20 protein-coding genes are annotated in these 19948 nt (G+C 58.1%); 18 read left to right on the forward strand and 2 right to left on the reverse strand.

Features of this window, described 5'->3' with window-relative positions:
* The first annotated feature begins 48 nt into the window (after positions 1 to 48).
* Complete coding sequence (locus NT179_01270) at positions 49 to 426, forward strand: hypothetical protein (GenBank protein MCX5720646.1); 378 nt, start codon at positions 49 to 51, stop codon at positions 424 to 426.
* A 10-nt stretch (positions 427 to 436) separates the two neighbouring features.
* Here the strand turns inward: NT179_01270 and NT179_01275 are convergent, their stop codons facing one another.
* Positions 437 to 814 (reverse strand): hypothetical protein, encoded by a 378-nt coding sequence (locus NT179_01275; protein ID MCX5720647.1) that lies wholly within the window; start codon positions 812 to 814, stop codon positions 437 to 439.
* A gap of 137 nt (positions 815 to 951) precedes the next feature.
* Here NT179_01275 and NT179_01280 point away from each other — a divergent pair, with 137 nt between their 5' ends.
* From NT179_01280 to NT179_01295, 4 genes are all read left to right on the forward strand, one after another.
* Positions 952 to 2091, forward strand: a complete 1140-nt coding sequence (locus NT179_01280) for a citrate synthase (GenBank protein MCX5720648.1) — start codon at positions 952 to 954, stop codon at positions 2089 to 2091.
* 112 nt (positions 2092 to 2203) lie between these two features.
* Complete coding sequence (locus NT179_01285; GenBank protein MCX5720649.1) at positions 2204 to 2659, forward strand: Hsp20/alpha crystallin family protein; 456 nt, start codon at positions 2204 to 2206, stop codon at positions 2657 to 2659.
* Between the two features lie 186 nt (positions 2660 to 2845).
* Entirely contained in the window at positions 2846 to 4282 is a 1437-nt protein-coding gene (locus NT179_01290; GenBank protein MCX5720650.1) for a class II fumarate hydratase, read from the forward strand.
* 96 nt (positions 4283 to 4378) lie between these two features.
* Entirely contained in the window at positions 4379 to 5728 is a 1350-nt protein-coding gene (locus NT179_01295) for an FAD-dependent oxidoreductase (GenBank protein MCX5720651.1), read from the forward strand.
* Between the two features lie 24 nt (positions 5729 to 5752).
* Here the strand turns inward: NT179_01295 and NT179_01300 are convergent, their stop codons facing one another.
* Positions 5753 to 6613, reverse strand: a complete 861-nt coding sequence (locus NT179_01300) for an NAD(+)/NADH kinase (GenBank protein ID MCX5720652.1) — start codon at positions 6611 to 6613, stop codon at positions 5753 to 5755.
* Between the two features lie 259 nt (positions 6614 to 6872).
* On the opposite strand from NT179_01300, the gene NT179_01305 reads away from it, so the two are divergent.
* The 13 genes from NT179_01305 to accC all read left to right on the forward strand — a co-directional run bounded on the left by NT179_01305 (position 6873) and on the right by accC (position 19929).
* Positions 6873 to 9299, forward strand: coding sequence for an ATP-dependent Clp protease ATP-binding subunit (locus tag NT179_01305; GenBank protein MCX5720653.1), 2427 nt, complete (start codon positions 6873 to 6875; stop codon positions 9297 to 9299).
* 140 nt (positions 9300 to 9439) lie between these two features.
* The gene (tsaD, locus tag NT179_01310; GenBank protein MCX5720654.1) at positions 9440 to 10501 is read left to right on the forward strand and encodes a tRNA (adenosine(37)-N6)-threonylcarbamoyltransferase complex transferase subunit TsaD; all 1062 of its coding nucleotides are present in this window, start codon (positions 9440 to 9442) and stop codon (positions 10499 to 10501) included.
* 77 nt (positions 10502 to 10578) lie between these two features.
* Positions 10579 to 12210: a GTPase HflX gene (gene hflX, locus NT179_01315; GenBank protein ID MCX5720655.1), complete on the forward strand. Its 1632-nt coding sequence runs from the start codon at positions 10579 to 10581 to the stop codon at positions 12208 to 12210.
* Positions 12211 to 12266: 56 nt separating this feature from the next.
* Positions 12267 to 12905, forward strand: a complete 639-nt coding sequence (nth, locus tag NT179_01320) for an endonuclease III (protein ID MCX5720656.1) — start codon at positions 12267 to 12269, stop codon at positions 12903 to 12905.
* Positions 12902 to 13780 carry a YicC family protein gene (locus NT179_01325; protein ID MCX5720657.1) on the forward strand — a complete coding sequence of 293 codons (879 nt, stop codon included), beginning with the start codon at positions 12902 to 12904 and terminating at the stop codon, positions 13778 to 13780. Before nth ends, NT179_01325 begins: the two co-directional genes overlap by 4 nt.
* 56 nt (positions 13781 to 13836) lie before the next feature.
* On the forward strand, positions 13837 to 14466 hold the full coding sequence (gene gmk, locus NT179_01330; protein ID MCX5720658.1) for a guanylate kinase: 630 nt from the start codon (positions 13837 to 13839) through the stop codon (positions 14464 to 14466).
* A gap of 41 nt (positions 14467 to 14507) precedes the next feature.
* Positions 14508 to 14864: a DNA-directed RNA polymerase subunit omega gene (locus NT179_01335; protein ID MCX5720659.1), complete on the forward strand. Its 357-nt coding sequence runs from the start codon at positions 14508 to 14510 to the stop codon at positions 14862 to 14864.
* Between the two features lie 3 nt (positions 14865 to 14867).
* Entirely contained in the window at positions 14868 to 16130 is a 1263-nt protein-coding gene (gene coaBC / locus NT179_01340; GenBank protein ID MCX5720660.1) for a bifunctional phosphopantothenoylcysteine decarboxylase/phosphopantothenate--cysteine ligase CoaBC, read from the forward strand.
* Positions 16131 to 16135: 5 nt separating this feature from the next.
* Entirely contained in the window at positions 16136 to 16774 is a 639-nt protein-coding gene (locus NT179_01345; GenBank protein ID MCX5720661.1) for a tetratricopeptide repeat protein, read from the forward strand.
* Between the two features lie 103 nt (positions 16775 to 16877).
* The gene (gene aroQ / locus NT179_01350; protein ID MCX5720662.1) at positions 16878 to 17378 is read left to right on the forward strand and encodes a type II 3-dehydroquinate dehydratase; all 501 of its coding nucleotides are present in this window, start codon (positions 16878 to 16880) and stop codon (positions 17376 to 17378) included.
* A 47-nt stretch (positions 17379 to 17425) separates the two neighbouring features.
* Positions 17426 to 17986 carry an elongation factor P gene (gene efp / locus NT179_01355; protein MCX5720663.1) on the forward strand — a complete coding sequence of 187 codons (561 nt, stop codon included), beginning with the start codon at positions 17426 to 17428 and terminating at the stop codon, positions 17984 to 17986.
* Positions 17983 to 18555: an acetyl-CoA carboxylase biotin carboxyl carrier protein gene (accB, locus tag NT179_01360; protein MCX5720664.1), complete on the forward strand. Its 573-nt coding sequence runs from the start codon at positions 17983 to 17985 to the stop codon at positions 18553 to 18555. Before efp ends, accB begins: the two co-directional genes overlap by 4 nt.
* Before the next feature lie 33 nt (positions 18556 to 18588).
* Complete coding sequence (gene accC, locus NT179_01365; protein ID MCX5720665.1) at positions 18589 to 19929, forward strand: acetyl-CoA carboxylase biotin carboxylase subunit; 1341 nt, start codon at positions 18589 to 18591, stop codon at positions 19927 to 19929.
* The last annotated feature ends 19 nt before the right edge of the window (positions 19930 to 19948 follow it).

Below are 19948 nucleotides of genomic sequence, written 5' to 3' on the forward strand. Positions count from 1 at the left end.
TACCCCTGTGATACATCATCCTCAATCTATTCACGTGAACGCCCATTTATGCTGACACCCATCTTCGGAACGAGCTCCACCGGACAATTCTCATGCGCCACGGACAGCCAGCATACCCTACGAGACCTCCGCACGAAACGAAAAGGACAGCCGGTCTTCGTCCTTGGGCATGTCTTGGCAAGAAAAGGTCAGGAAGGGATCTTCGAAGTCTTTAACGATCGCCTGGCACTCGTCAAGTTCTCAGACGGCGGCGCAATCGGCTATGACCCGCTGGAACTGCTCTTACCCACCGACATCGACGACAAGGGAATCGCCTACTTCGAAATTCGCCCCTGCCGGCAATGCGAACAGCTCTTTCCCCTCACTGCCGACGAATGTGACGCGCCGGAAGAGCCCACTGCCTGCCCGGAATGCCGGCCGGCTTAACCGGCCCAGGCTAATCGACCATCGGCGCGATCTCGAGCGCTTTCTTAATCAAGCAATCGCCCGCAAAAGACTGAAGCGACATCGGCAACATGCTGGCGTCGATCACATGCACCGTGACCACCTGAAAGCCTTCCGCGACTTTATACCCTTGAAGCTTCATGGCATGGCAGATTTCGAGTTTTTTCCAAATCAGATTATTTAGAATCGTGTCCGACGCGAGAAGCTTTATGTCCGACACTGCGTCATTCACCGAAACCCTTGCCGCCACCCGCGCCTTATCTTTCGGCGCCTCGCTCACGACGGCAAAACCGAGGATCTCGCCGTCTGCCTGGGCCAGGGAAGCTGACCCCATCACGATGAAGCTGAAGAGCAACAGCAGAAGGGACATAGGCCTTTCTCCGATTCCCAGGCAGTGAACGATATCAGTATGCCAACCGACCGGAGTCATTTCAAGATCTTGCCTCCCTGAACATGATAGACTTTTTCGACTCTTCCTGTATCCTACCACTTAGGTAAAGGAGCGCGATCATGCCACAGGATTTTATGCCGGGGCTCGCCGGCGTGCCAGCAGCCAAATCCTCCATCAGCGACGTGGACGGGCAGCGCGGCCTGCTGGAATATCGCGGCATCCGAGTGGAAGAGCTGTGCCTGAAATCCTCCTATCTCGAAACGGCCTATCTCTTGCTGTTCGGGCATCTGCCCACAGAACCGCAGCTCGCGCGATGGCACGAAGACATCGTTCATCACCGCCGCATCAAGTTCAAAATCGTCGACTTGCTGAAATGCCTGCCGGAGCAGGGCCATCCCATGGACGCCTTGCAAGCGTCAGTCGCAGCCCTGGGCATGTTTTATCCTGGCCGGAATGTGCAGGATATCGAGAATAACTATTGGTCTGCTGTCCGCCTCGTGGCCAAACTGCCCACCCTCGTCGCAGCCTGGGCGCGCCTGCGGCAGGGGAACGAGTACATTCCGCCGCGCGACGACCTCGGGTTTTCAGAAAACTTCCTCTACATGCTGACCGAGACGGAGCCCCGTCCCTTGTGGGCCGATCTGTTCGACGACTGCCTGATTCTCCATGCCGAGCATACGATGAATGCCTCAACCTTCACCGGCATGGTCACAGCCTCGACGCTGGCCGACCCCTATACGGTCGTCGCCTCTTCCATCGGGGCCTTGAAGGGTCCGCTGCATGGCGGAGCCAATGAGGAAGTCGTGCAGATGCTGAAGGAGATCGGTGAGCCAGAGAAGGCCCGTTCGTACCTTGAAGAACAGATCCGCACGAAACAGAGGCTGATGGGCTTTGGTCACCGGGTCTACAAGGTCAAGGATCCCCGCGCAACGGTCTTGCAAGGTCTCTGCGAACAACTCTTCAAGGAGTCCGGCAGTTCCCCCCTTTATGAAATTGCCCTCGAAGTCGAGCGGGTCGCAGCAGAATTGTTACAGGGAAAGGGAATTTATCCCAACGTCGATTTCTACTCCGGAATCATCTACGAGAAGATGGGCATCGAAACCGATCTCTTCACGCCGCTCTTCGCAATGGCCCGGGTCTCCGGGTGGCTGGCCCATTGGCTGGAGCAATTGCGCGAAAACAAACTGTTCCGTCCTGACCAGATTTACTCCGGCGAACATGGCCAGTCCTACGTGCCGATCGAACAGCGCCAATAGCCCCCTTGACTCTGCCGCAACCGGAATTACCTGTTTCCTCAGACAGGCGAATCGGCGCGCGCCACACATACGCTACTGAAAACAATGACCGGAAATAAGAAGGAGGTCTGCCATGACACTCGTACGGTGGGATCCGTTTCGTGACCTTGAAGATGTATCGAGTCAGTTGAATTGGATGTTTCGGCGTCCGGCTTTGCCTCAGACGAATGGCGCCAACAAGGAGACCATGATCGTGGCCGACTGGGTGCCTTCCGTAGACGTCAGCGAAACGGAAGGGGAGTATCAGATCAAAGCGGAAATCCCTGACGTAAAGAAAGAGGATGTGAAGGTGACGGTCGAAGACGGAGTCCTCACGATTCAGGGTGAGCGCAAATATGAGAAGGAAGAGAAGGGCAAAAAATACCATCGGGTAGAGCGCTCCTACGGCAGCTTCATCAGAAGCTTCACCTTGCCCGATCTCGTGGATGAGGAGGGGGTGAAGGCGGAATTCAAGGATGGAGTCCTGAATCTTCAGCTGCCCAAGTCCGTAAAGACAAAACCGAAAGCGATCGAAGTCAAAGTCGACTAATTGGCAATCACCTCATTCCCGCTGAACAGAGGCCCGCTCCGGCGGGCCTCTTCTTTTTTTCGCTATGCCGCGCCGATAACTTTCCACTATCGCACGTCCTTGATCATCAAACCCTTGTGCAAGGAGGGGACCGGAGTTTATTATGGCGCCCGCGACAGCTAGCACTCTTACACCGGAGTAGTATCCATGAAGAAGACCAGGACTCAGTCATCCCCTGCGACCAGAATTGAACGAGATACCATGGGCGAGCTGGCTGTGCCGATCACAGCCTATTATGGTGTGCAGACCGCCCGCGCCATCGAAAACTTCCCCATCAGCTCTTTGCGGTTTCCCCGCGCCATGATCCGGGCGATGGGGATGCTCAAACGGGCCGCCGCGACCGTCAACCAGTCCCTGGGCCTCCTCGACAAGAAACCGGCCGATGCGATCACCAAGGCCGCAACTGAAGTGGTCGAGGGCCAACTCGACGCCGAGTTCCCCGTGGACATTTTTCAAACCGGTTCCGGCACCTCGACGAACATGAACACCAACGAGGTAATTTCAAACCGCGCGACCGAACTGTTGGGCGGAGTGCGCGGCAGCAAGCTGGTGCATCCCAACGACCACGTCAATCTGGGCCAGTCCAGCAACGATGTCATTCCTACGGCGATTCATATCGCCGCCGGGGAGATGATGGAGCGGCAGCTCATTCCAGCCCTCACCTGCTTACACAAGGCGCTGGCCCGCAAAGCCAAGGAGTTCGACAAGATCGTCAAGATCGGCCGCACCCATTTGCAGGATGCGACGCCGGTGCGCTTAGGCCAGGAATTCGGCGGCTATGCCAGGCAAATCGAATTAAGCATTCAACGGGTCCGGCGCGCGCAAGACGCCCTCAGCGAAGTCGCGCTCGGCGGCACCGCAGTCGGCACAGGGCTCAATTGCCATCCGAAGTTCGCCTCCAAGGTCATGGCCATCATTTCAAAAGAAACCGGCTGTACCTTCAAGGAAGCAAAGAACCACTTTGAAGCACAGTCCGCTCAGGACTCCTTGGTCGAAGCGAGCGGAGAGTTAAAGACCATTGCCGGGAGCCTTATGAAGATCGCCAACGACATTCGCTGGCTCGGCTCCGGTCCTCGCTGCGGGCTCGGGGAGATCAATCTTCCGGAAACACAGCCTGGCTCCTCCATCATGCCAGGTAAAGTCAATCCGGTCATTGCCGAATCCGTCACAATGGTCTGCGCCCAGGTGATCGGAAACGATGTGACGGTCACAGTGGGAGGGCAGGCGGCCAACTTCGAACTGATCGTCATGTTGCCGGTCATGGCCTACAATCTCTTCCAATCCATCGAGCTCCTCTCAACCGCCTCAAACAATTTTGCAGTCAAGTGTATCGACGGGATTAAAGCCAATGAGGAACGTTGCCGGAGCTTGATCGAGGAAAGTCTGGCCATGTGCACGGCCCTGGCTCCGGAGATCGGATACGAAGCGGCCGCGAAACTGGCCAAGGATGCCTACAAGTCCGGTAAGACCGTGCGGCAGATGGCCAAGGAACAAAAAGTCCTGTCGGAGAAGCGGCTGACCCGACTGCTCGACCCCTGGCGCATGACTGAACCAGGCGGGCCAGTTGGCAGTGCAGGGGGATAAACAGAGCTTTGACAGCCGAAAAGTCCCTATGCTAACGTCCGCGGAACTGTTGAGGTTCTCCTCACTTCTCTGTTCACTTTATCTAGGAAACAACGCATGAGCGCAACGAACTCGCAGGTGATTATTGTGGTCGGCGCCGGGCCGGCCGGTATGGCCGTCGCCAGCAGCCTGGCGAAGGCAGGCCATGAGGTGATCGTTCTAAATCGAGATATCAAATTCGGTGGACTGGCTGAATATGGGATTTTCCCCGCGAAGCTGAAATTGCGCGGGGGGTTGAAGAAGCAATACTGGGACATGCTTAAACAGCCCAACGTCCATTATTTCGGCAATGTCACAATCGGGAACGACAAAGACCTCACGGTGGAGGACCTCCGTGGACTCGGCGCGAACGCCATTGTCTTTTCAACTGGCGCGCAGGGGACCAAAAGCATCGGCGTTGAGGGAGACTCTGCCCAGGGCGTGTTCCACGCAAAAGATGTCGTCTTCCATTTCAACCGGCTGCCAGGCTACGGCGATCGGCCCTTTGAGATGGGCAAACATGTCGGCATCATCGGCGTGGGCGACGTGATGGTCGATATCGCCCGGTGGCTGATCAATTACAAAAAGGTCGAGCGGGTCACAGCGATCGCGCGCCGCGGTCCCGTCGAACGGAAATACAATCCGAAAGAAATCCGCTCGGTCTGTGCCAATATGGACCTGGAGGGGATCGCGACGGAATTTGTCCGGATCAAGGATCGCCTCGCGGCTGTCGGACAGAACGCCGATGACGTGCAGAAAGGCTTGACGGACGAGTTTACCAAATGCGAACCGAAAGTCAGCGACACGAAGATGGGCTTCCGGTTTCTCGCCTCGCCGAAACGCATTCTCGTCGACGAACACAATCGGGTGCGCGGCCTTGAATTGGAAGAGAACAAGCTTGAGCCTAAAGGGGACGACACGGCAGCGGTCGGACTCAAACAGTCCTACGAATTCGCCTGCGACAGTGTGGTCTTCGCCGTCGGAGATAAAGTCGATGCCGCCTTGGGTCTTCCCTACAAAAATGGCGTGTTCGTCACGAACCCCAACAAGACCGGCAACGACCCGGACGACGCGCTCTTCCAGGCCTACAACGAAACGACCGGCCAGGTTATCGACGGCGTCTTTCTCGCCGGCTGGGCGCGCAAAGCCAGCGAAGGCTTAGTCGGCATTGCCAAACGAGACGGGGATTGGTGCGCGGAAGTCGTCAGCCGCTACCTTGCGGCGAAAACACCGGTCAACGCAAAAGTTGTCCTCGACAAGCTCGCCACGATCCTCAAGTCGCGCAAGAGCCACCCGGTCGATGTAAAGGGACTCCGCGTACTTGAATCGATCGAGAAACAGCACCAGGGTGAGACAGACTGTATCGGGGAGTTTAAGTATGCGAGCAACCGGGAAATGATCGAATTGATCGAGAAGGGGAATTCCTAGGAACTAGGGCAGTCGGCCGAACGGTTACCCGTCCCCCCACTTGAGTTTCTCTCGCAGAACTTCATAGTAACCGCTTTCCGGAAAACGGATGAGTCTCGTCCGGTATTCGGACATCTTGATTTCAACCGTATCCCCCTGTGTCATCGCCACGCCAACCTGACCATCCAGCGTCGCCATCGCGCCATCGTCCTTACTGGTGAGCGTCACCTCGATTTCTGCCGTAGCCGGTACGATCAGCGGGCGGTGGGTCAGCGTATGGGGGCAAATCGGCGTGACCATGAGCGATTGCACGGCCGGATTGATAATGGGTCCGCCGGCTGAAAGGGAATAGGCGGTCGATCCGGTCGGTGTCGTGACAATCACTCCATCGCCACGCAGATTGGTGACGAACTGTCCTTGAATAGAAATCCGCAACTCGATCATCCGGGCCAGCGTCCCCTTACTGATCACGACATCGTTCAACACCACGCCTCGCGCGACGGTTTCGCCATGTCGGTGGACATGCGTCTGAAGCATGAGCCGCTCATCGAGCACGAAGTCATTAGCAAACACCCGCTCAAGCGAGGGATACAAGTTTTCCAGTCGGACCTCGGTCAAAAATCCTAATCCCCCAAGGTTGACGCCCAGGATGGGAATACTTCGCTCCCCGGCAAGTCTTGCCGCATTCAGCATCGTCCCATCACCGCCCAGAACCAGCAGCACATCCGCCTTGCTCGCCAACTGGGTTTTCTGAACGCCCCCCTGCTCGCCCAGCAGGGCCGCCGACGTCGTGTCCAAGATGACATTAATACTTCGAGCCCTGAGCCATGCGACCACATCCTGCAGAGTGTTTTTAATTTCGGGGAATTTCGGCTTGGTCAGAATTCCGATACTTTTGTTCTTCATAGAGCGAAACCAGTCGTGGGGCTATTAAGATAGCAGTGAAAAAGTCCGAGATTGTATCGGGAGCATTCTTTTGAAGTCAACGAACGAGAGAGGGATCGTCTGACTCGCAGCTGGTGTCATCTCAGTGGCTTTTTATCAGGCGGTGCGATTCCCTCGCAGCCTTGACACCTAAAATCCTTCTGGTTAGAATTAGACCAGATTTTTCGATAGGTTTGCACACCGTTACCTGGTTATTTAGGCCCACCTAAAAGGAGGCAGGATGTTCGAACGATTCACGGACAAGGGTCGGAAGATCATCATCCTGGCGCGGGAAGAGGCAGAGCGTCATCAGAACGACTACCTCGGTACCGAGCATCTCGTCTTGGCTATCCTCCGTGAGTCAGACGGAATCGCCCTGATGATCTTGAAGAAGATGGGACTCTCGACCGAACAAATCCGTTTGGAGATTGAACGGAATTTGCCAGGTGGGGGAACCACGATGACCTTTGGGGAAATCCCCTTCAGCCCCCGGGTGAAAAAAGTCATCGAGTACGGGGTCGAAGAAGCCCGCCTGCTCGGACACAATCATATCGGCAGCGAACACCTCTTATTGGGGCTGCTTCGGGAAGAAGAGGGGATCGGCGGAAAGATCCTGCGCAGCTTAGGCGCCAACCTCCTGACCGCCCGACAACTGACCGTCACCTTCTTACGGAAGTCCGCTCCACGTGAGCGCGACCGGAAGAGCAACACTCCCGCGCTCGACGAGTTCGGCCGCGATCTGACCCAGCTGGCCCAGGAAGGGCATCTGGATCCCGTCATCGGACGCGCCGACGAAATCGAACGGGTCTTGCAGATCCTCAGCCGCCGTTCAAAAAACAACCCTGTGCTCATCGGGGAAGCCGGCGTCGGCAAGACCGCCATCGTGGAAGGTCTCGCCCAGCGAATCGTCCAGTCCGAAGTGCCGGACAATCTGCTCTCACGCCGCGTCATTGCCCTCGACCTTGGTGCATTGGTGGCAGGGACGAAATATCGCGGCCAGTTCGAAGAACGGCTGAAAGTCGTGATGAAGGAAATCGTCCAGGCTGGCAACATCATCATCTTCATCGACGAACTGCATACCTTAGTCGGAGCAGGGGCGGCGGAAGGATCGATTGATGCCTCCAACATGCTCAAGCCGGCTCTGTCACGCGGCGAAATTCAGTGCATCGGCGCCACGACGCTGGATGAATATCGCAAACACATTGAAAAAGACGGAGCCCTCAAACGCCGGTTCCAGCCGATTCACGTCCAGCCGCCGAGCATCGACGAAACGGTGCAGATCATCCGAGGGCTGCGCGACCGGTACGAGGAGCATCATGGCGTCGAGATTTCAGAGGAAGCCATTCTCGAAGCGGTCAAACTGTCCGATCGCTACATCAGCGACCGGTTCCTCCCGGACAAGGCGATCGATTTGATCGACGAGACCGGGTCGCGGGCGAAGTTGCAGACCTATGCCTTGCCTTCGGAGCTGAAGGCGATGGAGCAAGAGCTGAAGAAGGTGTCTCGCGAAAAGGAACTGGCCATCTCGATGCAGAACTTCGAGGAAGCGGTTCGCCATCGCGAAGAAGAAGAGCGTCTGCGCAAACTCCTCGACGAATCCAAGCGCGAGTGGAAGAAGAATCAGGAAAAGAACAAGCCGACGATCGGGAAAGAAGACGTGGCCTATGTCGTCTCCAAGATGACGGGCATTCCGCTCTTCAAGCTCGAAGAAGAAGAATCCAACAAGCTCCTGCGCATGGAGGAGTTCCTCCACAAGCGCGTAGTCGGCCAGAACGAAGCGATCTCCGCCGTGGCCCGGGCCATCAGGCGGTCACGCGCCGGCCTGAAGGAAGCGCGGAAGCCCATCGGCTCCTTCATTTTCCTGGGACCCACCGGAGTCGGGAAAACCGAGCTGGCTCGCACGCTGGCCGAGTTCCTCTTCAATAGTGAAGATTCGCTCATCCGGATCGACATGTCCGAATATCAAGAGAAGTTCACCAGCTCGCGACTCTTCGGCGCTCCGCCGGGATACGTGGGCTATGAAGAGGGCGGTCAATTGACGGAGCGGGTCCGGCGCCGGCCCTATTCCGTGGTCCTCTTCGACGAAATCGAAAAGGCCCATCCCGACGTGTTCAACATCCTCTTACAGGTCTTGGACGACGGCGTGTTGACCGACAGCCTCGGACGCAAGGTCGATTTCAAGAATTGCGTCATCATCATGACGTCCAACATCGGGACCAAGATGATCCAAAAGGGTGTCTCGCTCGGCTTCCAGAACACGGAAGGTGATCAGGCGCGCCACAAGAAGGAAGAAGTCCTGAGCGAATTGCGCCGCTCGTTCAGTCCGGAGTTCCTGAACCGGATCGACGAAGTCGTGGTCTTCCATCAGCTGGACAAAGTGCATCTCTCCAATATTCTCGATATCCTCTTGAGCGAACTCAACCTTCGTCTCATGGAGAAGGGTGTGGAGCTCGAGGTCGAGGACGACGTCAAACAGTGGCTGATCAAAGAAGGCTACGAACCGCTCTACGGAGCCAGACCGATGCGCCGGACAATTCAGCGCGCGCTCGGCGATCCTCTCTCCGAAGAGATGATCAAGGGCCGGTTCAAGGATTGCCGAAAGATCCGTGTGGTGCTGCGCGACGGCGCGCCAGCATTCGTCGAGCAAGAGGCTATGGCCGGAGTCTAAGGCCTGTCCCTGCGCGATATCATCGCAAAAAATATGAACGACACGACCCTTGTGGTATACGCCACAAGGGTCGTGTTATTTTACTACTCGAACATAATCCATTCGCAGCAAGACTCTCGGTTTCCTACGAGTACCACCTCATGCCCACGACCGTACAACATCCCGTCTCTGCCTGGGTCCCTGGCCCCATCCTCGGGATCGAGACGTCGTGCGATGAAACGGCCGCCTCGGTGCTGGCAACGGACGGCTCCGTCCTCTCGAACATTATTACGTCGCAACATGCTGTGCATCAGCGCTTCGGTGGCGTCGTGCCCGAGCTCGCCTCCCGTGCCCATATCGAATCGGTCGAACAGGTCTCAGTTGAGGCGCTGCAGCAGGCAGGTCTCGCCTGGACGGATCTTTCTGGCATTGCCGTCACCCAGGGACCGGGTCTGGCCGGTGCGCTCCTCGTGGGGGTCAACTATGCCAAAGCCCTGGCCTATGCCTTGAGCATTCCGATGGTCGGCGTGAGCCACCTGGAAGGCCATATCGCCTCCGCCTGGCTGCAGGACCCGGCCTTCCCGCTCCCCTGCGTCGTTCTCGTGGTGTCGGGAGGCCATACTCACCTCTACCTCAAAGACTCGCTCGGTCACTGCCGGCTCCTGGGCGCGACCAAAGACGATGCGGCAGGGGAGGCCTTTGACAAGGGCGCGCAGATGCTGGGACTGGAATATCCTGGAGGACCCGCCATCGATCGCTTGGCTCGACAGGGAAACCCGCAGGCCATTGCCTTCCCGAGATCCCAGCTTAAGAAGGGGAGTCTCGATTTTAGTTTCAGTGGTGTGAAGACATCTTTGCTCTACACAGTTCAAGCGATGCCTGAGCAATCTCGCCTGGCGCAATCTGCCGATCTTGCGGCCGGCTATCAAGAGGCCATCGTCACCATCCTGGTCGAGAAGGCCCTTGCCGCGGCCCAGGCCTCTGACGCGCAAGCCTTGGCCGTTGTCGGAGGGGTCTCCGCCAATTCTCGATTACGCACGTTGCTCCAACGACGAGCCGATTCCGAAAATATTCGCCTGAGTCTTCCCCCGCTGAGCTACTGCACCGATAATGCGGCAATGATTGCCGCAGCGGGGAGACAAGCCCTTCGCGCAGGGATCCGTGCCTCACTCGACTTAGATGCCCAAGCCTCCATGGCTGCACCCTTCGCGCAAGCGATGTAACCACTCACACAAAGGACACGACGCCCATTCCAGAGATTCACGGACAAGTGCTCGGTCTCCGCGCCAGCCAACTCGCCATGCTTGAGCGACTCTATCGGCGGCGCATGCCCGCGAATGACGTCATCTCTTCTGAAGCGGCCAAAACGCTCGCCCAGTTTACCATTGAGATTCGTCGTCCCATCGGCCTCGTCATCACCAGGCGTGGAGCCGTGCAAGACGTGCTGGTCGGGGCCGGCACCGAACCGTCGCCAACAACGCTGACCACGTTTCGGGCAACTCCTCGCTCGCTCAGAGGCCTGAGACTGATCCGATCGAGTTTGAAAGCAGAACCGATCAGCCAGGAAGACCTCACCATGTTGGGACTGCTCCGGCTCGATATGATCGGCACCTTGGCCGTCACAGCCAAGGGCGAACCGGGCTTGCTCTCCCTGGCCCATCTGAATCCACCCAGGCCCAATGAGCCTCTATACACGCTGCTCAAGCCAACGCAGGTACAGCAATGTCCGGTGAGCTTCGAAACCTTCATTCGCGAACTGGAATCAGAGCTCCAGCGTGAAAGCGCGTCGCACACGATGGCCCAGGGGCAGACCGCCATCCTCGTGAGCGCCTCGCCCAAAAGCAAAGCCGAGCAGGAAGAGCGGCTTGCTGAACTGGCGGAACTGGCCTCCTCCGCAGACCTCACGGTGATCGACCGTCTCGTGCAGCGCACGCAAGGCGGCCACCATCGGTTTCAATTGGGAAGCGGCAAACTCAAGGACGTGCTGGTACAAGCCATGCAAAAGGGAGCGGACCTCATCATTTTCGATCAGGATTTGGCTCCCGGACAACTGCGCGCCATTGCGGAAATCAGCGACCTGACGGTCATCGACCGGACCCAGCTAATCCTCGACATCTTTGCGCAACGGGCCCATAGCCGGGAAGGCAAGGTCCAGGTCGAGTTGGCGCAGCTTCGGTATCTGCTTCCACGCCTCTCCGGTCAGGGCACGAGCCTCTCTCGTTTGGGAGGGGGCATCGGCAGCAGGGGACCAGGTGAGACGAAGCTTGAAACAGACCGGCGCCGCATCAGAGAGCGGATCGACTATTTGGAGAAAGAGATCGAAGGCTTTGCCCGGCATCAAGATCAACGGCGCTCGCGCCGCGTCCGGCAGGATTTCCCTGTCTTGTCCATCGTGGGCTACACGAACGCCGGCAAATCAACCTTGCTCAACGTCCTCACGAACAGTCAGGTGAGCGCAGCCCCGCGCGTCTTTGAAACGCTCGACACCACCAGCCGGAGGCTCCGCTTTCCTCATGGCCGGGAAGTGATCATCACCGACACGGTCGGATTCATTCGCGACCTGCCCAAAGATCTCCTTGCTGCCTTCAGGACGACTCTGGACGAGTTGCGCGATGCCGACCTTCTCCTCCATGTGGTCGATGCAGGGACCAAGGACCTGGACGCCCATATTGCCGCCGTCGAGACCGTGCTGAAAAGCCTCACCCTCGACGAGCTTCCACGGATCCTGGTCTTCAATAAATGCGACCAGCTTCCGGACGGGCAGGCAGAGGTGCTCTGTCAGCGGTACGGGGCGATCGGGATTTCCGCGCTGCATCCGGAGACCCTGCGCCCGCTCATCCAGCAACTGGAAGAACGGCTGACCGTACTCGTCCCGGAGGGCAGCTCTTCCAGGAAATCAACGCCCCCTGGCCCGCTTGCATCTCAGTCCTAACTCACGGCACAATCGCACGTCGCCTACCAGCCATGACTACGAAATCCTTACCAGCCGTGGATCGCCGAGAACGCCTCAAGGCCATTGCCAAGGCACTCCAACGCACGATGCCAGCCCCCCAAATGGAGCTCGACCACCGGTCGCCCTGGGAGCTGCTCGTGGCCACGATCCTCTCCGCCCAATGTACCGATCAGCGAGTCAATCAGGTCACGCCGGCGCTCTTTCGCCGCTATCCTGGACCATCGGATCTGGCAGGGGCCGATCAGCAGGAAGTCGAACAGCTCATTCGCTCGACTGGCTTCTTTAAAAGCAAGGCCAAGCATCTGATTGGCTGCAGCAAAGCGGTGACGGAGCGTTTTCACGAACAGGTTCCACGGACGATGGAAACATTGATCACCTTGCCGGGCGTCGGGAGAAAGACGGCGAATGTCATACTCGGGAATGCCTTTGGCCAGCCCGGTATCGTCGTCGATACCCACGTCAAACGCGTGGCCAAGCGACTGGGCCTGACCAAGTCCGACAATCCAGACCTGGTCGAGCAGGACTTGCAGCAGCTGATGCCGAGGTCCCAATGGACAGCCGTCTCGCAACGATTGCTGTTGCACGGCCGCTATACCTGTCTGGCGAGAAAACCCCAGTGCCGCACCTGTGCGGTCTATCGGCACTGTCCATGGAAAGAGAAAGGCCCGCAATGATTCATAGTATGACCGGCTTCGGCCGTCGACAGGCTCCCTGGCAAGATGGATCGGTCACGGTCGAAATGCGCTCCGTCAACCATCGGTTCCTTGAAATCGCCTGCCGCCTTCCCCGGCCCCTGAGCCAGCTGGAAGACGCCTTTAAGAAAGCCATCCAGCAACGCTGCACCCGTGGCCGCGTCGACATCACGGTGACGGTCCAGGCCGGCAAAGGCCGCGCCGGAAGCGTCAATCTTGACCAGGCGCTCGCAAAGCAGTACCATCAGGCCTTCCTCACTCTCAAGAAATCCCTGAAGCTGAGCGGGTCGGTCGATCTGGCGCTCATGGCTGGGCTCCGTGACGTGGTGTCGGTATCGGATCAGCCAACGGAAGACCCGAAACTGGCGAAGCTCGTGCAACAATTGATGACCAAGGCCCTGACGGACCTGGAGGGGATGCGGACAAGCGAAGGGAAGGCCCTGACCGAGGATATGCGAACGCGGGTCCAGACCATTCGGGGCCACAAGGACCTGATCGCCGCCAGGACCCCGCTGCTGGCTCAAGAGGCCTTTGACCGTATGAAAACCCGTGTGGAGAAGCTGCTGGGATCGGAAATTCCTGACCTCCCCAGGCTCTATCAGGAATTGGCCGTCTACGCAGACCGTGGCGACATCACGGAAGAAATAGTCAGACTGGACTCGCATATGATACAGTTTGAACAGACGCTCAACCGCGCAGAATCTGTGGGTAAAACACTCGATTTCCTCCTCCAGGAAATCGGGCGGGAAGTCAACACGATCGGGTCAAAAGCGAATGACGCCGACATCGCCGGTCATGTGGTTCACATGAAGGCCGAACTCGAACGTATTCGCGAACAGGTGCAAAACGTCGAATGAGCTCCATGACCACCACAAGTTCCACAGCCCCAGTGTCCAATCCGCCGCGATCCTCGATGGATCGACGGGGGATTTTGTTCATTATCTCCGCACCCTCCGGGACGGGGAAAACTACGCTCTGCAAACAGCTCACGACGAACCTGCCTGACCTGTGGCATTCCGTGTCCTATACGACCAGACAACCGCGGCCCGGCGAAGAGCATGGGCGCGAATATTACTTCATCGACGAACAACCGTTTCAGGAGATGGTCGAACGCAATGAATTCGTGGAGTGGGCCCGCGTATACGGAAACCTCTACGGCACCCCCTGGAAATCGCTGACCGAAAAGATCGATCAGGGGATCGACGTCTTGCTCGAGATCGACGTGCAAGGGGCCATGCAGGTCAAAAAACGATTCGAAGACTCGGTCTCCATCTTTATTCTGCCTCCCTCGATCGCCGTCCTCCGATCCCGTCTGCAGACCAGGGCCTCTGACTCGCCCGAAGAGATTCAGCGCCGCCTGCAGAAGGTCAAAGAAGAGGTCTGGAGTTATCGGGAATACGCCTACATCGTCCGGAACGACGACCTCACCCGGTCGCTGCGCGACCTCGAAAGCATCTTCTGGTCGGAGCGATTGAAGACCAAACGATTGAACATGACGTGGATCGAGAATAATTTCATTCTTGACGACGAACAGAAGTCCTGAGATCGCGACGATCTTTCATCTCACAAAGGAGAACGGCATCCATGATCGACATGTTGAGACTCTTACCGCAATACGCGCCGGGCGAATTCGACTCACGGCACCGGCTGGCGATCATCGCAGGCCAGCGGGCGAAGCACATCGTGCAGGGATCGCGTCATGCCCCTTCGCGCTTCACCAAAGAAACGACCATCGCCCTCGACGAAGTCCTCATGGGACAGACCAAGTACCTCGTCGGCGAAGAGGCCCGGGCGGCGATGAAGGAAGCGAAGCGCGGCAGGGAAGGCGAGATGGAGCGCATTGCCATGATGACCGGCGACGATGCCAAAGAGATCAAAAAAGAGCTGAGCGTCTATGTCGACGATACGCCGAAGCCAGTCGTGGGCGAGAGCGAGGAGTAATTCGTGGCACCCTCCGGCTCCAACGGGCCGACGTTGATCGGGACGCGAATCGTGCTGGGCGTGACCGGCAGCATCGCGGCCTATAAGGCGGTCTCGCTACTCCGGACTCTGCTCCGCGAAGGCGCCACCGTCCAGGTCGTGATGACGGCATCAGCCACGAAGTTCGTCACGCCCCTGACGTTTGAAGTGCTCTCCGGCCATCCCGTGTCGACGGATGTGTTCGAGGCGCATCAGGAGATGAAACACTTATCGCTGCCTGAGCAGGCGGATGCCATCGTGATTGCGCCGGCCACGGCCAATTGCCTGGCGAAATCGGCGCTGGGACTGGGCGACGATTTGCTCTCGACCATGCTCCTCACGGCGCAATGTCCCTTGATTATGGCGCCCGCGATGGACGGGGGAATGTGGACGCACCCAGCCGTCACGGAACATGTGCGGACCTTGCGTGCGAGGGGAACGATCGTCGTCGATCCCGACGAAGGACCGCTCGCCTCCGGGAAAGTCGGCCAAGGCCGCTTGGCGGAGGAACACAAGATCCTCGAGGCTCTGCAGTCAGCCCTGGCGCCACAACGCGATTGGCAGGGACATCGGGTCCTGATATCCGCAGGCCCCACGCAAGAACCGATCGATCCGGTCCGATTCATTTCCAATCGCTCCTCCGGCAAGATGGGCTATGCCCTCGCCGAAGCAGCCCGGGCCAGGGGAGCCCAAGTCGTGCTCGTCAGTGGTCCCACGGGCTTGCCCGCGCCACGAGGCATCGAGATCATCCCGGTTGAAACAGCCGAAGACATGACGAAAGCCCTGTCTACGCGTCTGGCCTGGTCGACTGTCGTGATCATGGCGGCCGCCGTGGCGGATTTTCGGCCCCTCCATCCCGCTTCGCAAAAAATCAAAAAACAGGGCCAGACCGACCAGACGCTTACGCTCGAACGGACCACCGATATTCTGGCTGCGCTATCGGCCCAACGGACGACCCAACTCCTCGTCGGCTTCGCCGCAGAGACCCACAATCTGATCGCCCATGCGAAAGACAAGCTGGCAGCCAAAGGGCTCGACCTCATCGTGGCGAACGATGTCACGACAGAAGGGGCGGGATTCGGGAGCGATCAGAACGCCGCCACGCTGATCGACCTGCAGGGGACTCTGACAACATTGCCGCTGATGCCGAAACGGGCGATGGCCGATGCAATCCTGAATAAGGCGCACGCACTACTCCGCGCCGGAGAGTCGAACCAGGCCTCCAAGCCGGTTGCAGGGAGGCGTTAGCACCCATGGCACAGAGTTACAATTCCGCCGAGACCGCGCTGGAAATCGACCGGCTCGCCACCCAGTTAGCCAAAGATCCTCAGTCCAAAGCGTTTCTGCCGTTGGCTGAAGCATATGGCAAAGCCGGTATGTGGCAAGAGGCGGCAGGCGTGCTCAAAGATGGATTGAAATACTATCCCGGCTTCATTACCGCGATGGTGGCACTGGGCCGTGCCTATGACCAGATGGAGCAGCCGGCCAAAGCACAAGCGATCCTGGAAGAGTCCATCAAGCTCAGCCCGGAAAACCTGCGCGCACACCGGACCTTGATCAAGATTTACCAGAGCCAGGGACAAAATGACTTGGCGCTGCAGTCCTGCTCCGCCATCCTGACCGCCAACCCGCGGGATGAAGAGGCCCTCTTGGTCCAAGCCTCGTTAGGGGGGCCAGTGAAACAGGAACCGGCACAGCCTAAGCCATCGGCTCTTCGTGAGACCCAAGCCTTCGCCACGCAAACCAATGTCTCGCCAGACTTTACGGACGTTCCTGCGCTATCGCCTCACGCGGGAGTCGTGGTCCAGCTGGAAGCCTGGCTTCGCACCATCGAATCACGGCGGCGCGACCGCGATGCGGCAAACAGCTCACACTTCAAGACTTCCCAATAATTTTGCGAGTTTGACCGGTTTGAGGCGGCCTGATACAATGCCGCCCTGCTAGACCCTGTCACGAGGAACCGGCTTCACGTACCCAGTCTCTGAAGAAAAAGACATGTTACGCATACGAGTCTTACATGGCCCCAATCTGAATCTTCTGGGAACCAGGGAACAGTCGATTTACGGCACACTGTCCCTGGATGACCTCAACTCGGCCCTCCGGACGTTGGCGAAGGAATTAGCCGTCAAGGTAGACCTGCGCCAGTCCAATAGTGAGGGAGAGCTGGTCAACTGGATTCAGGAGGCGCGCAAGGAATACGACGGGATCATCATCAACCCGGCCGCCTATACCCATACCAGCATCGCGATCCGGGATGCGATTGCGGCAGTGGGCCTTCCGACGGTGGAGGTCCATCTGTCCAATATTCATCAGCGGGAGGAGTTTCGCCATCAGTCCTATATCGCGGGAGTCGCCCTGGGGCAAATTGCCGGCCTGGGACCGACCGGTTATCTCCTCGCGCTCCGTGGACTGTGCGACCATCTGACCGCGGCCAATCGCCAGAAGAAGACGGCCAAGCCGGCACCAGCGCGACGGACGGCAAAGGGCACAAAATAATTGCAGCGCATGTTGAGCGACCTCTTACAGTCCGAATGGAGTATTGAGTGATTTCCACGACAGATTTTCGCGGTGGTGTGCGGCTCATGGTTGATAACCAGCCGTTCTATATCATTGAGTTTCAGCATGTGAAACCAGGCAAGGGCGGAGCTTTTGTGCGCACCAAGCTCAAGGGCTATCTCACAGGCAGCGTCATCGACCGGACCTTCCGGTCAGGGGAGCGGTTCGAAGAGCCGGATCTCGAAGAACGGGACATGCAATTCCTCTACGCCACCGACGATGCCTATACCTTTATGGACACGGACAGCTACGAGCAACTGACGTTCGAAAAGGGCAAGCTCGGCGACAATGCGGATCTGCTGAAAGAAAACATGATCGTGAAGATCCTCGTGTACGAGCATCGCCCGATCGATGTCGAGCTGCCCAACTTCATCGAATTGAAAGTGACGGATACTGAACCGGGGTTTCGTGGCGACACCGCCACCGGCGGCACCAAACTCGCCACCCTCGAAACCGGCGCCACCCTCAAGGTGCCTCTGTATTTAGAAACCGGAACCGTGATCAAGATCGATACACGGACCCGGTCTTACGTGGAGCGTGTTCGGTGAGCAAACAAAAAATAAGCAAATCGAAGAAGCGCGGGACGCGAATCATTCCCCCTCAGACCTTTGCCGTCCCTGCGAGGGGGCAGGGCCTGCCTCTGCTCTCGGGACAACAAAGCAAGCATATCCAGGAACTGATCGACCTCCTCAAGAAGAACGATTTGACCGAATTGGAACTGGAACGCGAAGGCCTCAGAATCCGCGTACGGCACGAAGTCGAAATCAGAACGATCACGACCACCGTCGCCGATCAGGGGAGCTCCAGCTCCACGTCCTCGCCTCAGCCCACTGGCCAAGCAGCCGTGCCGGCCGAAGATACGACCGGCATGATCACCATCCCGTCGCCGATCGTCGGGACCTTCTATCGGTCTCCCTCGCCGGATGCCGACCCCTATGTGGAAGAAGGCGATTACGTGAAAAAGGGCCAGGTCCTGTGCATCGTCGAAGCGATGAAGCTGATGAACGAAATTGAATCAGAAGTGGACGGACGGATCACAAAAGTTCTCGCCGAAAGCACCAAGCCCGTCGAATATGGCCAGGCGCTCTTCCTCGTCGATCCGACAGCCACGCCCTAGTCCTCGTCCCTGACCCACACCGGAGTATTTGCGTTGTTCAAGAAAGTATTGATAGCCAATCGCGGTGAAATCGCCCTTCGAGTCATTCGCGCCTGCAAAGAGCTCGGCATTAAGACGGTCGCCATCTTTTCAGAGGCCGATGCCGCGAGCCTCCATGTGCGCGCCGCCGACGAGAAGATTTGCGTCGGGCCTCCGGATGCCGCCCTGAGCTACCGCAACATTCCCAACGTCCTGAGCGCAGCCGAGATCACTGGGGCGGACGCCATCCACCCCGGATACGGGTTCCTCTCGGAGAATGCCCACTTCGCGGAAGTCTGCGAGTCCATCGGCGTGAAATTCATCGGTCCGACGTCCGAGCATATCGCGCTCCTGGGAGACAAAGCCAAAGCGCGCGAAATCGTGGCCCGCCGTGGGTTGCCCGTCACGCCGGGCAGTCCCGGAGAACTGAAGAGCGAACAGGAAGCCCTCGAAGCCGCGGGCAAGATCGGCTATCCCGTCATCATCAAAGCCTCAGCCGGCGGGGGAGGACGCGGCATGCGCGTCGTCAACAAAGCCGAAGACCTGGCGCGCGCCTTTCAAGCCGCGCAAGCGGAGGCGAAGACGACGTTCGGCAACGATGCCGTCTACCTCGAACGCTACTTTCTCGAACCCCGCCATATCGAAGTGCAGATTGCCGCAGACCATCGCGGACATGTCGTGCATTTCGGCGAGCGCGACTGTTCGATCCAGCGCCGGCATCAGAAACTGGTCGAGGAAACACCGTCGCCTGCCGTCAATGAAAAGCTCCGCAAGGAGATCTGCCGCGTGGCCGTCGAAGCCGTCAAAGCCGTGCGCTACCGGAATGTCGGCACCGTCGAGTTCCTGCTCGACAAGGATCACAACTTCTTTTTCATGGAAGTGAACACCCGCATCCAGGTGGAACATGCGATTACGGAAATGGTGACCGGCGTCGATCTCATCAAGGAGCAGATCCGGATCGCCGACGGGCAATCCCTTTCGGTCAAGCAGCAAGACATCAAACTCAACGGGCATAGCCTCGAATGTCGCATCAATGCCGAAGACCCGGAGAAGTTCACGCCCTGTCCCGGCATGATCACCAAATACAGCGCGCCAGGCGGGTTCGGCGTCCGCGTTGACTCGGCCATGGAATCGAACATGATGGTCGTCCCGTTCTACGATTCCATGATCGCCAAAGTCATCACCCATGGCCGTGACCGGCAGGAATCCATCGCCCGCATGCGCCGCGCCCTCGACGAATTCGTGATCGAAGGCATCAAGACGACCATCCCGCTGCACAAACGCATCCTCAACGATCCCGATTTCCAAAAGGGCCATGTCTCCACCACATTCCTGGAGCGTTTCCTCGCCAGTTAGTCGGCGCATGACTGGCAGC

It is taken from the genome of Nitrospirota bacterium, assembly GCA_026387665.1.
Classification (GTDB): Bacteria; Nitrospirota; Nitrospiria; order Nitrospirales; family Nitrospiraceae; genus Palsa-1315.